This window comes from Streptomyces sp. NPDC045470, assembly GCF_040646595.1.
Classification (GTDB): domain Bacteria; phylum Actinomycetota; class Actinomycetes; order Streptomycetales; family Streptomycetaceae; genus Streptomyces.
The window spans coordinates 112,560-128,776 of the sequence record NZ_JBEZAN010000003.1 but is presented as its reverse complement, the minus strand read 5'-3'; the positions used below and the strand labels follow the sequence as shown (position 1 = coordinate 128,776).

Annotated in this window: 14 protein-coding genes; 5 read left to right on the top strand and 9 right to left on the bottom strand. The window is 72.7% G+C overall.

The annotated features are described in order from the left end of the window. Positions 1 to 102: 102 nt before the first annotated feature. Positions 103 to 1,395, bottom strand: coding sequence for a YeeE/YedE family protein (locus AB0A97_RS10975; RefSeq protein ID WP_361147647.1), 1,293 nt, complete (start codon positions 1,393 to 1,395; stop codon positions 103 to 105). Positions 1,396 to 2,187: 792 nt separating this feature from the next. Here AB0A97_RS10975 and AB0A97_RS10970 point away from each other — a divergent pair. Both AB0A97_RS10970 and AB0A97_RS10965 read left to right on the top strand, forming a co-directional pair. Beyond that, on the top strand, positions 2,188 to 3,699 hold the full coding sequence (locus tag AB0A97_RS10970) for an FUSC family protein (RefSeq protein WP_361147645.1): 1,512 nt from the start codon (positions 2,188 to 2,190) through the stop codon (positions 3,697 to 3,699). 173 nt (positions 3,700 to 3,872) lie between these two features. Next, entirely contained in the window at positions 3,873 to 4,916 is a 1,044-nt protein-coding gene (locus AB0A97_RS10965; protein WP_361147643.1) for a lactonase family protein, read from the top strand. Positions 4,917 to 4,997: 81 nt separating this feature from the next. Here AB0A97_RS10965 and AB0A97_RS10960 read toward each other — a convergent pair whose 3' ends face one another. From AB0A97_RS10960 to AB0A97_RS10935, 6 genes are all read right to left on the bottom strand, one after another. Continuing rightward, positions 4,998 to 5,867, bottom strand: a complete 870-nt coding sequence (locus tag AB0A97_RS10960; protein ID WP_361147641.1) for a hypothetical protein — start codon at positions 5,865 to 5,867, stop codon at positions 4,998 to 5,000. A 411-nt stretch (positions 5,868 to 6,278) separates the two neighbouring features. Continuing rightward, positions 6,279 to 7,289: a BadF/BadG/BcrA/BcrD ATPase family protein gene (locus tag AB0A97_RS10955; RefSeq protein ID WP_361147639.1), complete on the bottom strand. Its 1,011-nt coding sequence runs from the start codon at positions 7,287 to 7,289 to the stop codon at positions 6,279 to 6,281. Next, entirely contained in the window at positions 7,282 to 8,361 is a 1,080-nt protein-coding gene (locus AB0A97_RS10950) for a phospholipid scramblase-related protein (protein ID WP_361147637.1), read from the bottom strand. The genes AB0A97_RS10955 and AB0A97_RS10950 overlap by 8 nt, the downstream gene beginning before the upstream one ends. A 22-nt stretch (positions 8,362 to 8,383) precedes the next feature. After that, positions 8,384 to 9,061, bottom strand: a complete 678-nt coding sequence (locus AB0A97_RS10945) for a uracil-DNA glycosylase (protein ID WP_030019129.1) — start codon at positions 9,059 to 9,061, stop codon at positions 8,384 to 8,386. Between the two features lie 63 nt (positions 9,062 to 9,124). Further along, positions 9,125 to 10,234 carry an exo-alpha-sialidase gene (locus AB0A97_RS10940; RefSeq protein ID WP_361147635.1) on the bottom strand — a complete coding sequence of 370 codons (1,110 nt, stop codon included), beginning with the start codon at positions 10,232 to 10,234 and terminating at the stop codon, positions 9,125 to 9,127. A gap of 209 nt (positions 10,235 to 10,443) precedes the next feature. After that, the gene (locus AB0A97_RS10935; protein ID WP_361147633.1) at positions 10,444 to 10,713 is read right to left on the bottom strand and encodes a GlsB/YeaQ/YmgE family stress response membrane protein; all 270 of its coding nucleotides are present in this window, start codon (positions 10,711 to 10,713) and stop codon (positions 10,444 to 10,446) included. 513 nt (positions 10,714 to 11,226) lie between these two features. Here AB0A97_RS10935 and AB0A97_RS10930 point away from each other — a divergent pair. After that, on the top strand, positions 11,227 to 12,327 hold the full coding sequence (locus AB0A97_RS10930) for an NADH:flavin oxidoreductase/NADH oxidase (RefSeq protein ID WP_361147631.1): 1,101 nt from the start codon (positions 11,227 to 11,229) through the stop codon (positions 12,325 to 12,327). Positions 12,328 to 12,522: 195 nt separating this feature from the next. Then, the gene (locus AB0A97_RS10925; RefSeq protein ID WP_361147629.1) at positions 12,523 to 13,971 is read left to right on the top strand and encodes a glyceraldehyde-3-phosphate dehydrogenase; all 1,449 of its coding nucleotides are present in this window, start codon (positions 12,523 to 12,525) and stop codon (positions 13,969 to 13,971) included. A 161-nt stretch (positions 13,972 to 14,132) separates the two neighbouring features. Here the strand turns inward: AB0A97_RS10925 and AB0A97_RS10920 are convergent, their stop codons facing one another. Further along, complete coding sequence (locus AB0A97_RS10920) at positions 14,133 to 14,279, bottom strand: hypothetical protein (protein ID WP_361147626.1); 147 nt, start codon at positions 14,277 to 14,279, stop codon at positions 14,133 to 14,135. 85 nt (positions 14,280 to 14,364) lie between these two features. Continuing rightward, a complete protein-coding gene (locus AB0A97_RS10915; protein ID WP_361147623.1) occupies positions 14,365 to 14,541 on the bottom strand; it encodes a hypothetical protein in 177 nt (58 codons plus the stop codon). Between the two features lie 539 nt (positions 14,542 to 15,080). On the opposite strand from AB0A97_RS10915, the gene AB0A97_RS10910 reads away from it, so the two are divergent. Continuing rightward, complete coding sequence (locus AB0A97_RS10910; protein ID WP_361148749.1) at positions 15,081 to 16,172, top strand: glutamate--cysteine ligase; 1,092 nt, start codon at positions 15,081 to 15,083, stop codon at positions 16,170 to 16,172. Positions 16,173 to 16,217: the final 45 nt, after the last annotated feature.

The window sequence follows — 16,217 nt, the reverse complement described above, 5'->3', positions numbered from 1 at the left end:
GGTGGCCGATGGCCGGCGGTCAGCGGCCGCGGCCCTCGGCCACCGCCTACTGGCTTCCGGTCACCGGCTACCGTCTACCGGGCCCCGTCCCGCCACCATCCGTCAGCAGACACCGTCGCCGGGCTTCGGGTTGGCCAGCCTGAAGACGGGCCGCAGTTTCAGGCCCGCCCAGGTGCCGAGCAGCGCCGTCGCACCCCAGATCCAGCCGTGCAGGCTGCCGGAGGCGATGCCGGCGAGGTAGGCACCGATGTTGCAGCCGCCGGCGAGCCGGGCGCCGACGCCCATCAGGACGCCGCCCGCGACCGCCGCGACCGCGGTGCGCCACGGGGTGCCCCGGTGCAGGGCCCAGGTGCCGCCCAGCGCGGCCGCGACCGCCGCGCCGATCATGATGCCGATGTCGGTGAGGCTGGTCCTGTCGGCCAGGACGGGGCCGGACAGCGCGTGCGCGTTCGCGGGCTTCTGCCAGTACGACCAGGTCTCCGGATGCCCGCCGAACGCACTCACCAGCTTCGCGCCCCACAGGCTGAACGCGCTGGTCACCCCCCACGCGCCGCCGGACACGAGGAGCACGCCGGCGCCCAGCACCGCCAGTACCGCCGCGCCGGCGGCCAGCGGCCACGAGCCGCGCAGGACCCGGGCTGCCCGGGTCCTCGCCGACGGCACCGGGCCGGTCGGCGGCGGGTTGCGGCGTGCCTGGACCGCTCGGCTGACGGCCACGACCACGGCCAGCGCCAGGATGGTGACGACCCACGAACCGAACCAGCCGATGTGGTCGGCGAACACGACGGGCTCGAACGCGGGCAGGTTCCGCCACAGGTCGAACTGCCAGGCGGCCAGGGTCGAACCCGCGACGAAGCCGCCCAGCGTCAGCACGATGGAGGTCTGTCCCGACCCCACCGCGAACAGGGTGCCGGAGGCGCAGGCACCGCCCAGTTGCATGCCGACGGCGAAGACGAACGAGCCGAGGAGCAGTCCGACGCCGAGCGGCCCCCCGGAAGGCTCGGGAGCCGACCCGAACAGCCCGGTGCTGGTGCCGATGACCAGGGCGAACAGGGTGGCTGTCGTACCCAGCAGGAGTGCGTGGGCGCGCAGCCCGGCCCCGTTGCCCACGGCGACCAGCTGCCGCCACGCCGAGGTGAACCCGAACCGGGAGTGGAACAGGGCCACCCCCAGTCCGAGTCCGAGCAGCAGGAGGACGCCGGGCTTCGCACCGTACGAGGCGAAGACGTGGACCGACAGCGCCACGGCGATCAGCAGACCGGCGGTGAGCGGCAGCCGGCGGACGGGCGGAGCCGAAGGAGCGGCGGGACGGGGCCGGGAGGTGGGGGAGGGGGCGAGCAGAGCCGGGGCGGGGCGGGGGGTTCCGACGAGTGGATCAGGGGGTGCTGTGGTCACAGCGGGCTCCGTGAGGTGAGCGGTGAGCGGCGGGCCGGGCCGGGCAGGGGAGGGGGCGGACGGCGCGGGTCGGTACCGGACGGTGCCGGGGTGCCGGAGGCGCACGTCACCCCGGAAACGCCGGGGGCGGGGAAGTGATGATCACGGACGTCGGCGCCTGCGGTGCGGCGCCGGCGGCAGGCTTCAGCGGGGACAGAGCCCGTCGTCGACGCACCAGGCCGAGTTCGCGAAGAGCGCGAGACAGAGGAGGCGTGCGGGTGCGGACATGACGACGAGGGTAATGCGTGGACGATGCACGCGGTCGCGGTGTTCCGTCATCCGGACGCGGAAGTGAGACGGGGTGGAAGGCCGGGAGCGGGTGCGGGAGGGGCGCGGAGGACCACGGATGAGACGCGGACGGCACACGGGCCCGAAAACGGTGCGTTTCGAGCCGTCGGGCGATCTTTCGCGCCATTGGCCATCTGCTGGCCCAGGGGTCGCTGTCGGAGCTGTGCCAATGGCACAGTATTTTCCGGCTCTGTTGAGCCAACAGTAGTGTTGATGTTGTCATAGGCGGGTCGATGGCGCTGCGGATCTCCGCGGCGCCTTTTTGATGCGAAGACGCGGAGCCGCGCCCACGGAGCGGCGCGCCGGCGGCCGCGTCACCGAGCCGAGGCGCCGGAGCCGAGGCGCCGGGCCGGACGACAACAGAGCTGAACGACAACAGAGCTGAACGACACAGAGCTGAAGTGACACCGAGCTGATCGACGCAGGGTCGAACAGCGCAGAACCGATCGCCAAGGGGTGGAAACCGTGTTGAAGAGGGTGTTCGTGGCGCCGGACCCGGGACGGCTGCGGCTGCGCAGCGCCGCGCGGGCCGTCGTGGGTGTCGGGCTGGCGGTGGCCGTGTGCGCCGCCGTCGGCCACTCACTGGTCGGTGCCGTGGTGGGCGGGGTCGCCGCGCTGCTCGCCCTCTTCACCGTCGCGGACACGACGGTGCGCGGGCAGTTGGTCTCCACCGCCCTGCTGCCGGTGGTCGGCTTCCCGGTGCTCGCCGCCGCCGCGCTGCTGCACGACCACCCGCTGGTACGGGACACCGCCTTCCTCGTCACGGTCGGGGTGGGCGTCTACGCCCGACGGTGGGGCCCGCGCGGCAACGCCCTCGGCATCTTCGCGTTCATGTCCTTCTTCGAGGCCCAGTTCCTGCGCACGGTGCCCGAACAGCTGCCGGAGCTGTACGCCGCCACCGTGCTCGCGCTCCTCGCCTGCTCGGCCGTCCGCTTCGGACTGTGGTGCTACGAACGCCGTACGCCGCCGCCCGCCGTCCCCGTCCTCCCGGGCGGCCGGGGACTCGCCCGTGCCACGACCCGTCAGGCGCTCCAGGCGACCGCCGGCGGAGCCGTCGCCCTGGCCGCGGGCCAGCTCCTCTCCCACGAACGCTGGTACTGGGCGGTCGGCGCCATGTGGTGGATCTTCGTCAACACCGCTTCGCGCGGCGAGACCGTGGTGCGCGGCTTCCGCCGGATGCTCGGCACCCTCCTCGGAATCCCCGCCGGCCTGCTGATCGCCGTGCCCCTGCACGGAGCCCTGGCACCCACGGCCGTCCTGCTCGCCGTCTGCGTCTTCTCGATCTTCTACGCGTCGCCGGTCTCGTACACCTGGAACATGCTCGCGGTGACCCTGATGGTCGGCCTGCTGTACGGGCTGCTGGGCGTCCTCGACCCGGGGCTGCTCGCGCTGCGCCTGGCGGAGACCGGCGTCGGCGCGCTCAGCGCGCTGCTGGCCGTCCTGGTCGTGCTGCCTGTCACCACGCACGCCACGACGGACGCCTGGATCCAGCGCGCGCTGCGCTGCGTGCACCACTGCACGGCCGAGGCGGCGGCGCGCATCGCGGGCACGGAGAGCGCCGACCCGGCCCCGCTCGTCGCGGAGCTGGAGGTCCTGCTCCGCAAGGTACGGATGTCCCTCGCCCCGCTGGTGCATCCGCTGGCCCCGATGCGTGCCCGCCGGGAACGGGCCCGGCAGGTGCTGGCGCTGCTGGACGACTGTGCCCGTGAGGTCCGCGGGCTGGCGTCCATCGCCGCCGACCCGGTGGCGTCGCACGACGCCCGGCTGACCGCCGCCTGCCAGCGGGTGGAGGCCGCCGTCGAGGCGCTCACCGCTCCGCGGCAGCCCCGCGAGGCCACGGCCGCCACCGCGGCCGCCGCACCGCACGCGCCTGCCCTGGAACCGGCGCTCGCCCACCTGCACGGCCTGGAACGCGCTCTGGCCGAACTGGCCGCCCCGCTGCGCAGCTCCCCGCGTCCGCCGCTGGCCGACGCCTGACGGGGACGGCCGCCGAGCCCGGCCGGTGCGCCGCCGCCGGACGAGGTGAGCCCCTGCCCGATGGCCGGTGTCCGACGGCACGCGCCCGTGAGCAAGCCCCCGGCGGCCTGTTAGCGTCGGCGCGTACAACTCCGTACGACACGCAGGGCGGACGAAGGGCAGGCGTGACGCCGATGGGTACGACAGGCAGCGGACGGCGGGCGTACATCGGGTCCTTCACGTCGGCAGGCGGGCGTGGCATCAGCACGGCGGAGGTCGACCCGGAGACCGGCGCCCTGGCTTTGCTGCACGCCACGGCCGAGGTGCCCGACCCGAGCTACCTCACCGTCTCGCCCGACGGCCGCCGCCTCTACGCGGTGAGCGAGACGTCCGACGGCGCTGCCGCCGCCTTCGCCCTCCACGGGGACGGTCCGGTGCCGCTCGGCGCGCCCGTACCGGTGCGGGGCGCCGCCCCGACTCACCTCGCCCTCTGGGGCGGCCACCTGCTGACCGCCAACTACACCTCCGGCAGCGTCAGCGCTCTGCGCGTAGCGGCCGACGGCAGCCTCGCGGAGCCGGCCGCCGTGCTCCGGCACGAGGGCAGCGGCCCGAACCCCGACCGCCAGGAGGGCCCGCACGCGCACGCCGTGTCGCCCGACCCCTCCGGCCGCTGGCTGCTCAGTGTCGACCTGGGCACCGATTCGGTACGCGTCTGCACACTCCACCCGGAGAGTGGGGAGCCGGTGGTACGTCACGAGGTACGGCTGCGGGCGGGCAGCGGGCCCCGGCACCTCGCCTTCCACCCGCGCGGCGGCCATGCGTACGTCGTCAACGAACTGTCCTCCACGGTCACGCCGTGCCGCTGGGACGCCGCCACCGGCACCCTCACGCCGCTGACCGAGACGGCGATCCTGCCCCCGGACGCGGGCGACAACCACCCCTCCGAACTGGTCGTCTCGCCCGACGGCCGGTTCGCCTGGGCGGCGAACCGGGGCCACGACAGCATCTCGGTCCTGGCCGTGGACCCGTCGGGAGACGGCCTCGCCCTGGTCACCACCGTGCCGTGCGGCGGGCACTGGCCGCGCGACCTGGCACTGCACCCGGGAGGGCGGCACCTCTACGCCGCCAACGAACGCTCCGGTGACGTGACCTGGTTCTCCGTCGACCCCACGACCGGGATACCGGAAGCCGGCGGCTCGATCGCGGCTCCGGCCGCTTCCTGCGTGGTCTTCGCCTGAACTGCCGCACGGCCTGTCCGTACGGAAGTCGTACGGACAGGCCGTGCGGCCACATGGCTTCAGGAGCGCGGGATCGCGCAATTACCGCGCCGGTGCGTGCTGTCCCGCCGCCTGCAGCGTGATGCCCAGCGCCGACGCGTAGTTCGACAGCACCAGGCGGCCGACCGTCCCGTACGCGCCCAGGGGCTCCGCCGCCGCGCAGCCCGCCTCCGCGGCCGCCGCCCCCACCAGGCCGTCGGCGATCTCGGGGCCGATCAGGTACGGGGCCAGGGCCAGTTGCTGCGAGCCCGAGGAGCGCAGCTCCTCCGCCGTCCGGGAGATGGCACCCTCCTCGTCCAGCGCGGCGGCCAGCACCGGCACGGCCAGGCGGGCGGAGAGCAGCATGCCGGTGATCCCGGCGGCCTGGACCGCCTCCTCGCCGCCGACCGTGGCGAGGACGATGCCGTCGGCGGCCGTCGCGACCGTGAACAGGCGCGCCCGGTCGGCGCGGGCCAGACCCGCTTCGGAGAGGCGGACGTGCAGCGCCTCGGCGAGCAGCGGGTGCGGGCCGAGCACGTCGGTCAGTTCGGCGGCCGAGCCGCTGTTCATGACGGCCTGGCGTATCCGGCGGAGCAGCGCGCTGTCCGGTCCGGCCAGCAGCGGTACGACCACCGCGGGCGGGCCCTGCCGCTCGGGCTGCGAGCCGTCGCCGGTACGCGCCTTGTGCTCACCGGCGGCCTGCGCGAGCACGGCCTCCAGCGCCGGGTACTCGGCGTCGCCGCCGTCCACGAAGCCGATCCGGGCGTCGAGGCCGGGCAGCTCGGAGCGGGCGATGCTGGTCACCTCCGCCGCCAGGCTGCGCGTGGCGGCGGAGGGGGTGCCGGGAACGGCGAGGACCAGGGAGGGCGCGCCCTCGGGCGCGGCGACGGGTTCCGGCCGACGGTGGCGACCGGACTGCCGGGGACGCGGCATTCGTACAGGCAGGCCAGGTGCGGCGCCCGAGCTCGGAGAAACTTCGTCAAAACGGGGCGAGCCGGGTGCGGGCCCAGTGGGGGAACTCATGGCGTCGCATGTTAACGCCTCGGGGGTCCCCCGCGCGGCGGGAGGGCTCGGCCGGGAGGTATCCGTCCCGAATTGTCCCGCGCGCCGTATGGGCAGGTCAGAGCCCGAATCGAGCGTCGGTGCGAGCCTGCCGGGGCTCCGGGGGCGAGGGCCGGGACGCGACCCGCCGGGCGCTGTCCCGCGCGCGCTCCGGGCCGTCCGCCGACGGAACGATTCGCCGGACATCCGCGACAACTTCCGGAATTCATCAACTTCCGGAATTCACGGCCGTCCCGGCGCCCGCGCCACGGCGCCGTTTCCTGCCGCGTCCCGTCACCGCCCCTACCGCGAGATCCGCAGCAGCTTCCCGTCCGTGGGCAGCAGCAGCCGTCCGGTGGCCAGCGCCGCGGCGACGCGCAGCGCCCCGCCCAGCGGATCGCCCTGCGCCTCGACCCGCCGGGCGTGCGGCAGCAGCTCGTCGAACGCCGTGCGCAGCGGCGCCAGCAGAGGCTCGCCCAGATGCAGAAGGCCTCCGGTGAAGGCCACCACGCTGCCGTCCGCGGTGGGGCAGACGGCAGCCGCCGCCTCCGCCAGGTGCCGCGCGGCCGTGTTCAAGATGTCCGCCGCCACGGGGTCGTGCCCGGCGCAGGCGGCGACCTCGGGCGCGAACGACGCCAGGACGGCCGTCCGGTCAGCACGCGGGTACAGCATGCCGGGCAGCTCGGCCGCAGGGCCCCACAGCGCCTCCATACGGGCCAGCAGCGCGGCCGAACCGCCCGTACGCCCGTCATACGCGCGCAGCGCCGCCTCCAGCCCGGCCCTGCCGATCCAGGCGCCGCTGCCGCAGTCGCCCAACAGGTGCCCCCAGCCGTCGGCGCGGCGCCAGCCGCCGGCCGCGGTGAGGTCCGTACCCGTCGCGATGACGCCGGTGCCCACGGCGACGACGGCGCCCGGCGTCTGGCCGAGCGCCCCGGCGTACGCGGTCACGGCGTCGGCGGCCAGCGCGAGCCGCCGCACGCCGAACGCCTCCGCCAGGGCCCCGGGCAGCTCGGCGCGCAGCTCCGTGCCGAGCGACGCCATGCCCGCGGCGCCGACGCACACGGCGTCGAGGCGCCGGGCACCCGTGTCCCGCATCAGGTCCTGCGCGGCCGGCACGAGCTGCTTGAGCAACTGGTGGGCGTCCATGCCGTTCGGGCCGGTGCCGATCGGCTCCTGGGAGGTGTACGAGGCGAGCGGCCGCGCGTCCCCCTCGTCCGCGCGGGCGACGGCGATCCGCAGCCCGGAGCCGCCCGAGTCCACGCCGAGGACGTGACCGGGCGCCGGGCCTGCCGCACCGCTCCGGGGCTCAGCCAAATCCGCGCGCGTCCTGCTTGAGGGCGGTGTCCACGGTCAGCGCCGTGGCGACGACCAGGCTCCGCAGCGGCTCGGGGAGCTGGGCGTGGACCTGCAAAACGTAGTTGTCCGCGGTGGTGAACATCGTCTTGGCCAGGCCCTCCCAGGTCTTGGTGATCCGGGCGACCTCGGTGTCGGTGTGGTCGACGATGGCGAAGTTCCAGGCGCGCCAGTTCTCCGCCTTGATGGCGCCGATCTGCTGTCCGCCCGCCATCATCGCAAAGTTGATCTTTCCGATGGCGTTCTGCTGCACGATCTCGCCGACGGGCTGCCCGTCGGGCCGCTCCACCAGCACCTTCGACTTGATGAACTTCGCGGGGCGGGTCAGCGCCAACTGGGGCTGACCGTAGGCGTCCCGGATCTCCAGCCGGTGGGTCATGTACTGGTCGAGGCTGGAGACGATCCGCAGCACCTTCTTCGCGGTGCTCTGACCGACCTGGACGACCGTGCCGAGGGTGTTGCCGTGCTGGTCGAAGACGCTGTACTCGTTCGTCACCTCGATCAGCTTGGCCTTCTGGTTCACCACCAGCACCGGTTCGGTGAACAGCGTGCCGCCGCCCTGGGCGGTGGGGGCGACACCGGCCTGCTGCTGCACCTGGTACTGCACCTGCCCCGGATTGCCACCCGGCTGCCCGTAGCCCGGCTGCGCTCCCGGCACCGGCCCGCCGTGCATCGGCTGACCGGCTCCGGCCTGCTGCCCGGCCGGTACCTGCTGCCCGGCCTGCGGCGCGTACTGCTGCGGCATCGGCTGGACGGCGCTCTGCTGCTGGGGCGCGTACCCCGGTCCGGGGCCCTGCTGGCCATACGGCTGTCCGCCCTGCTGCTGAGGGGCGCTCTGCTGCCCGGCCTTCACGTACGACGGCTGCTGTGCTTGCTGCTGCTGGGCCGCCTGCTGCGGGGCCGGTGTCTGCGCCTGGGCCGGCCGGCCCTCGTGCGTGTGCTCGGTCCACCGGGACCCGTCCCACCAGCGCAGCCGGTCGGGCGTGCCCTGCGGGTCGGCGTACCAACCCGCAGGGATGTTCGCGTTCGTCATGCGGGCACACTATCCCGCAGGGTCAGGGCAGTCTCCAGTCCACCGGCTGCGCGCCCTGCCGCACCAGCAGGTCGTTGGTCCGGCTGAACGGGCGCGAGCCGAAGAACCCCCGGTCCGCCGACATGGGGGAGGGGTGCGCGGACTCCACCGAGGGCAGGTCGCCGAGGAGCGGTCGCAGATTGCGCGCGTCACGGCCCCACAGCACCGACACCATCGGACGGCCCCGCGCGACCAGGGCCCGGATGGCCTGCTCCGTGACCTCCTCCCAGCCCTTGCCGCGGTGCGCCGCCGGTTTGCGCGGCGCCGTCGTCAGCGCCCTGTTGAGCAGCAGGACGCCCTGCCGTGTCCACGGCGTCAGGTCGCCGTTGGACGGCCGCGGCAGCCCGAGGTCGGAGGCCATCTCGCGGTAGATGTTCTCCAGGCTCCCGGGCAGCGGGCGGACGTCCGGCGCGACGGAGAAACTCAGGCCCACCGCGTGGCCGGGCGTCGGATACGGGTCCTGCCCGACGATGAGCACCCGGACGTCGTCGAAGGGTTGTTGGAAGGCGCGCAGCACATTGCTGCCCGCCGGGAGGTACGTACGCCCCGCGGCGATCTCCGCCCGCAGGAACTCGCCCATCCTGGCGATCTGTCCGGCGACCGGCTCAAGTGCCTTGGCCCAGCCGGGTTCGACGATTTCATGAAGAGGTCGTGCAGCCACGACCGTCACCCTACTGGCCGCAGGGTGATCCTCTTCAACCGACGGCCGGATCCGCCGCCCCGCTCAGCCGACGGCGGCTGCCCGTACGCACAGCACGTCCGGCAGGTGCGAGGCGAGCTGCTGCCAGCTGTCGCCGTCGTCCGCGCTGGCGAAGACCTCCCCGTTGCGGTTGCCGAAGTAGACGCCGGCGGGGTCGGTGTCGTCGACGCACAGCGCGTCCCTGAGCACCGTGCCGTAGTGATCCTCTTGGGGCAGACCGTCGCTGAGCGCCTGCCAGCTCGCACCGGCGTCCTCGGTGCGGTACACCCGGCAGCGGTGTTCCGCGGGGACGCGGTCGATGTCCGCGGTGATGGGGAAGACGTACGCCACGTCGGCCCGGCGCGGGTGGGCCGCCGTCGCGAACCCGAAGTCGGAGGGCAGTCCGCCGCCGATGTCCGTCCACTTCGCGCCCGCGTCGTCGCTCCGGTAGACGCCCCAGTGGTTCTGCAGATAGAGCCGGTCCCGGTCCACCGGGTCCTGCGCGATCTTGTGTACGCACTGTCCGAACTCCGGGTCCGGGTCGGGCAGGAACACCGCCTTCACACCGCTGTTCGACGGAGCCCAGCTCCGGCCGCCGTCCTTCGTACGGAACACGCCGGCGGCGGAGACCGCGACCGTCACCGCGTCTGCGTCCCGCGGGTCCGTGATCACCGTGTGCACCGCCAGCCCGCCACCGCCGGGCACCCACCGCTCCCGGGAGGGGTGGTCCCACAGGGGGCGGACCAGCTCGAACGTCTCACCCCCGTCCGCCGACCGGAACAGTCCGCCGGGCTCCGTCCCGGCGTACACCACGTCGGGCGCGGCCGGGCCCGCCGGATGGAGCTGCCACACCCGTTCCAGGGAAGTCTCCGTGTCCGGCGGGTACTTGACGGGCGGGCGGGACGGTTCCCGCCAGGTCTCGCCGAGGTCGTCGGAGTGGAAGACCGAGGGGCCCCAGTGGGTGCTGTCCGCCCCGGCCAGCACCCGGGGTGCCGGGCGGCGGGTGTCGATGCCGATCGCATACACCGCCTGCGCGGCGAAGTGCGGCCCGCTCAGCTCCCAGTCGCCGTGCCGCCGCCGACCGATGAACAGCCCCTTGCGCGTGCCCACCGCGAGGAGGACGTCTGTCTTGTTCGAAGTCTTGCCGGATGCCATGCCGAACACCTCCGGGACGCCGTTGTCTCAGATACCGCTCAGTCTGCACCCGACCACTGACAACGGCCCTCCGGCGCCCCATCCGCGCAGGTCAGAACGTATGTGCCCGCCGTTCTCGGCCGGTGCGGAGCGGCCGTCCCGGCACACGGGAAGGGCCGGCCCCCTGTCGCCAGGGGGCCGGCCCGTCGCCGCCGTTCGGTCGTGCCGCGTCAGTGCCGTTGGTTACGGCCGATGGTCACGCGGTAGATCACCAGGACGATCACCGAACCGATGATGGCCGCGATCCACGTCGAGAGGTGGAAGAAGCCGTTGATCGACTCCACCCCGAAGATCACCTTGCCGAGCCAGCCGCCCAGCAGACCACCGACGATGCCGATCAGCATGGTGACGAGGCATCCACCGGGGTCCTTACCCGGCATCAGTGCCTTCGCGATCGCACCCGCCAGCAACCCGATCAGGACCCACGCGATGATTCCCATGGCAGCTCACCTCGTTCACAAATAAGATCAAAACGCTTCGACTCTGGTGTTTCCCGCTTTTGCGGATCGAAACACTGCAAGTGCATCGGTTCTTCATACGATCCCTCCGGACGCCTCCTTGGGCCTGCCCTCTCCGGCGCCTCGGCGCGGGTGCGGCGCTCAGGGGCGTCGCCGGCGCCGGCGGACGCGGCGCAGCGCATCCGGAGGGCGTCAAAAATCGCTCGAACGAGACGCCCCGGGGCGCTTATCGTGAGCCGGTCGGCCCAGTGCGGAGCTCCGGGCCGACCGGCCGGTCGCGGCGGTACGGGGGTACGCCGCGAGCCGGACGGTACAGCGGCGTGGAACGACGTGCGGGGCCGGACCCATCGGGGCCGGCCCCGTTCGCGTGCGCCGACGCGCCCCCTCGCACCCCCGCCACAAGTACGAGAACCGTCGTAGTTTGACAGCCCCCGTACTACGAGGGCTATCGTACGAAGCGTCAAGCCGAAGCATCACCGAACGCGGGAGTCCGTCGTGAGCGCACTGTTCGAGCCCCTCACCCTCCGGTCGCTGACCATCCCCAACCGCATATGGATGGCTCCCATGTGCATGTACTCGGCGGCGCCGGACGGTCCGGAGCAGGGTGTGCCCAACGACTGGCACTTCCAGCACCTGGCCTCGCGCGCCGTCGGCGGTACGGGGCTGATCCTGACCGAGGCGACGGCGGTGAGCCCCGAGGGGCGCATCAGCCCGTACGACCTGGGGCTCTGGAACGACCGGCAGACCGCCGCGTTCCGCCGCATCACCGACTTCCTGAAGGCGCACGGCTCCGTCCCCGGCATCCAGATCGCCCACGCGGGGCGCAAGGCCTCCACCGAGCGTACGTGGGTGGACCGCGGCGCCGCGATCGCTCCCGGTGAGGGGCACGGATGGCGGCCGGTGGGCCCGAGCCCGCTGGCGTTCGACGAGACGTCCGCCGAGCCGGCGGAACTGTCGGCCGAGGAGATCCAGGAGATCGTCGGGCAGTTCGCGGCGACCGCGCGGCGGGCCCTGGAGGCGGGCTTCGAGGTGGCGGAGATCCACGGCGCGCACGGCTACCTGATCAACGAGTTCCTCTCGCCCTACACCAACCGGCGCACCGACGAGTACGGCGGCTCGTACGAGAACCGCACCCGGTTCGCGCTGGAGGTCGTGGACGCGGTGCGGGCCGTGTGGCCCGAGGGCCTGCCGGTGTTCTTCCGGATCTCGGCGACGGACTGGCTGTCGGAGAACGCGGACGACGAGCGCGAGGGCTGGACCGCCGACGACACCGTACGCTTCGCCGCCGACCTGAAGGCGCACGGCGTGGACCTGCTGGACACCTCCACCGGCGGCAACGCCCCCGGCGCGAAGATCGCGGTGGGCCCCGACTACCAGGTGCCCTTCGCCGAGCGGGTCAAGAAGGAGACCGGGCTGCCGGTCGGTGCGGTCGGTCTGATCACCGAGGCCCAGCAGGCCGAGAAGATCATCGTGGACGGCCGGGCGGACGCCGCCCTCATCGGCCGTGAGCTGCTGCGCGACCCGTACTTCGCCCGTAACGCGGCCCGCGAGCTCGGTGCCGACATCCACGTCCCGAACCCGTACCACCGCTCCTGACGCGTGCGGCGCGCCCTGCCGGACCGGATGCCCGTACGACGGGCGCCCGGCCCGGCAGGGCGCGCCGCCTCCGGTCGCTGTTGTCATGGGCATGTCAGTCAGTCGACCGTGTCATCAGTCACTACGGCACCCCGTGCACAACGAAAGAGCGCTGGGGTTAGCATCTGAGCACCGCCTAGCTCGAAAGATGGACCTGTGACTGTCAACGAGGACTCGTTCACAAACTGGAAGAACCGCGAGGAGATCGCGGAGTCGATGATCCCGATCATCGGGAAGCTGCACCGGGAGCGGGACGTCACGGTCCTGCTCCACAGCCGCTCCCTGGTGAACAAGTCGGTGGTCAGCATCCTGAAGACGCACCGATTCGCGCGCCAGATAGCCGGCGAGGAGCTCTCGATCACCGAGACGTTCCCGTTCCTGCAGGCCCTCACCGCTCTCGACCTCGGTCCTTCCCAGATCGACATCGGCCGGCTCGCCGAGACGTACAAGGCCGACGACCGCGGCCTGTCGGTGGAGGAGTTCACCGCCGAGGCCGTCGCGGGTGCGATGGGCGCCGACAAGATCGAGTGCCGGAAGGGGCGCGACGTCGTCCTCTACGGCTTCGGCCGCATCGGCCGGCTCGTCGCCCGGCTGCTCATCGAGAAGGCCGGCTCCGGCAACGGCCTGCGGCTGCGTGCCGTCGTCGTCCGCAGGGGCGGGGAGCAGGACATCGTCAAGCGGGCCTCGCTGCTGCGCCGCGACTCCATCCACGGCCAGTTCCAGGGCACCATCACCGTCGACGAGGCGAACAGCACCATCGTCGCCAACGGCAACGTGATCAAGGTGATCTACGCCGACGACCCGTCGGAGGTGGACTACACGGCGTACGGCATCAAGGACGCCATCCTCATCGACAACACGGGCAAGTGGCGCGACCGCGAGGGACTGTCGAAGCACCTGCGCCCCGGCGTCGACAAGGTCGTCCTGACCGCGCCGGGCAAGGGCGACGTCCCCAACATCGTGCACGGCGTCAACCACGACACGATCAAGCCGGACGAGCAGATCCTGTCCTGCGCGTCCTGCACCACCAACGCCATCGTCCCGCCGCTGAAGGCGATGGACGACGAGTACGGTGTGCTGCGCGGTCACGTCGAGACCGTCCACTCGTTCACCAACGACCAGAACCTGCTGGACAATTACCACAAGGCCGACCGCCGCGGCCGCTCGGCGCCGCTCAACATGGTCATCACCGAGACCGGCGCCGCCTCCGCCGTCGCCAAGGCGCTGCCCGACCTCCAGGCGAAGATCACCGGCAGCTCGATCCGCGTCCCGGTGCCGGACGTCTCGATCGCCATCCTCAACCTCCAGCTCGCCCGGGAGACCAGCCGCGAGGAGGTCCTCGAACACCTCCGCGACGTGTCGCTGACCTCGCCGCTGCGGCGTCAGATCGACTTCACCAGCGCCCCCGACGCGGTCTCGAACGACTTCATCGGCTCGCGCCACGCCTCGATCGTCGACGCCGGTGCGACCAAGGTCGACGGCGACAACGCGATCCTCTACCTCTGGTACGACAACGAGTTCGGCTACTCCTGCCAGGTCATCCGCGTCGTCCAGTACGTCTCCGGGGTGGAGTACCCGACCTACCCGGCGCCGGTGACCGGCTGATCCGGACACCCGGCTGAACCGGACCGGACCATCGGCCGACCCGGCCGGTCCGGCCACCCGGCCACGAGGCGGCAGCAGGAAGGCGACCGGCCCTGAGAGGCGCTCAGGTCGCGCTCCCGCTGCCGCCGTCGGCCGTCACCCTCGGCGGCCGGCACCGGCCGTCACCACCGGCCGTCGCCGTAACGCCGGTGCAGCTCGCTGATCTCCTGGTCGTCACGGGCGGCCATGGACCGCGTGCGCCGTACGCCGGCCTCTATGACGAAGAGCACGAGCCCGCCGACGAGCACCGAGCCGAGCAGTAACACCACCACACATTCCACATACACCTCCTACCCGGCGTCCGCCGTGTTGCAACGGGCTTCCCCGCCGCACCCACCGCAACCGGTCCGCCGGTCACGGCGGTACGTGGAAGGTGTACGCGTGGCCGCAGGCGTCGCAGGCGAAGCGGCCGTTCAGTCCGTCGTTGGCCGTCTGGCAGCGTGGGCACGGTGCGGTGGTGAAGTATTCCGGCCACCGCTTGCCCGCGTCCCCGGTGTCCACGCCACCCGGCCTCGGCTCGCCCTCGGTCATCCGGACGCTCCACAGTTGCACGACCACCCGCCATCCGGTCCCTGAATTACCTGAGCACCACACCGGCTGCAATACATGACTGCTCCTCGACCCGCACCACAGCACCCCGCGCCCAGACCGAGTACACCTATCTCAACATCGCCACGCCGTTATTCAGAGAATGTCCGGAAACGGCATGGCGTTCCGGTTGTGGGACGTCGCAGGGACCTCTGGAGCACGTCGCGGCGCCGACTGTCCCACCCGGAGGCCGACGGAGGAACCCGTCCCCTGGCCGGCAGGCGTCTTTCAGCCAGGCGCGCCGCCGTCCCTGCCGATCCGGGTGGCGGGATCCGGCGCGTACGAGCAGGACGCCGCCCGTCCGGCGCGCCGCCGTTCGGGTACGCCCCCGCCCGCGTACGACGTGGCCGAAGGGGCCCCGGCCGTAGGCTGACCGGCGCCGGGGCCCCGGCCGGTTCACCGGGGTCCGGGGAGTCACCGGGCGTGAGCGGCCGGGGCCGGGGTACGCGAGCGGTTCCGGAAACGGAGGAAGGGTGGACGACGTGCGCAGTGTGGGTGTGGAGGAGGAACTGCTGCTGGTGGACGCGCGGACCGGCGAGCCGCGGGCGCTCTCGGCGGCGGTCCTCGCGGCAGCGTCGCGTGACCCGCTGGGCAACGAGGAGGTCTTCGAGAGCGAGCTGCACCGGCAGCAGCTGGAGTTCGCCACCCGGCCGCAGACGGACATGGGCGACCTGGCCAAGGAGATACGGCGCTGGCGGGCGGAGGCGGCACGCCACGCCGAGGGGCTGCGGGCGTCGGTGGCCGCCCTGGCCACCTCGCCGCTGGAGGTGAGCCCGACCATCGGCAGCGGCGAACGCCACCAGTGGCTCGCGGAGAACTTCGGCCTCACCGCCCAGGAACAGCTGACCTGCGGCTGCCACATCCACGTCTCCGTGGACTCCGACGAGGAGGGCGTGGCCGTACTGGACCGGATGCGGCCCTGGCTGTCCGTGCTGCTGGCGATGAGCGCGAACTCACCGTTCTGGCAGGGCGGGGACAGCGGGTACGGCAGTTACCGCAACCGGGTGTGGGGACGCTGGCCGTCGGCCGGCCCGGTCGAGGTGTTCGGCACCGCCGACCGCTACCACGAGCAGGTCGGCGACATGACCGCCAGCGGCGTGCTGAAGGACGAGGGCATGGTCTACTTCGACGCGCGCCTGTCCCGTACGTACCCCACCGTCGAGACCCGCGTCGCCGACGTGTGCCTGGACCCGTCCACCACCGTGCTGCTGGCCACCTTGATCCGTGGCCTGGTGGAGACGTCGGTACGCCAGTGGCACGACGGCGTCCCGCCCGGCCGCCACACCGTCGCGCTGCTGCGCCTGGCCACGTGGCGCGCCGCCCGCTCAGGGCTGGAGGGCGAACTCATCCACCCCGTCACGATGCGTCCGGCCCCGGCCGAGGCCGTCGTACGGGCCCTGTTCGACCATGTACGCGACGCCCTGGAGGACAGCGGCGACCTCGTGCCCGCGCAGGAGGCACTGGCCACCCTGCTGAAGACGGGCAACGGCGCTCGCGTACAGCGGGAGTTGCTGCGCAGCGCGGGCAGTCTGCGGGGCGTGGTCACCGAGTGCGTACGGCGCACGCTCGACTGAGACGGGCCCGCTGCCGGTACGGTCAGGGGAGCGGGCCCCGCCCAG

Coding starts and splice junctions, on each gene's coding strand:
- AB0A97_RS10965 (WP_361147643.1), top strand. CDS start 3,873: ATGGGTACGACAGGCAGCGGACGGCGGGCGTACATCGGGTCCTTCACG.
- AB0A97_RS10960 (WP_361147641.1), bottom strand. CDS start 5,867: ATGCCGCGTCCCCGGCAGTCCGGTCGCCACCGTCGGCCGGAACCCGTC.
- AB0A97_RS10950 (WP_361147637.1), bottom strand. CDS start 8,361: ATGACGAACGCGAACATCCCTGCGGGTTGGTACGCCGACCCGCAGGGC.
- AB0A97_RS10940 (WP_361147635.1), bottom strand. CDS start 10,234: ATGGCATCCGGCAAGACTTCGAACAAGACAGACGTCCTCCTCGCGGTG.
- AB0A97_RS10935 (WP_361147633.1), bottom strand. CDS start 10,713: ATGGGAATCATCGCGTGGGTCCTGATCGGGTTGCTGGCGGGTGCGATC.
- AB0A97_RS10915 (WP_361147623.1), bottom strand. CDS start 14,541: ATGACCGAGGGCGAGCCGAGGCCGGGTGGCGTGGACACCGGGGACGCG.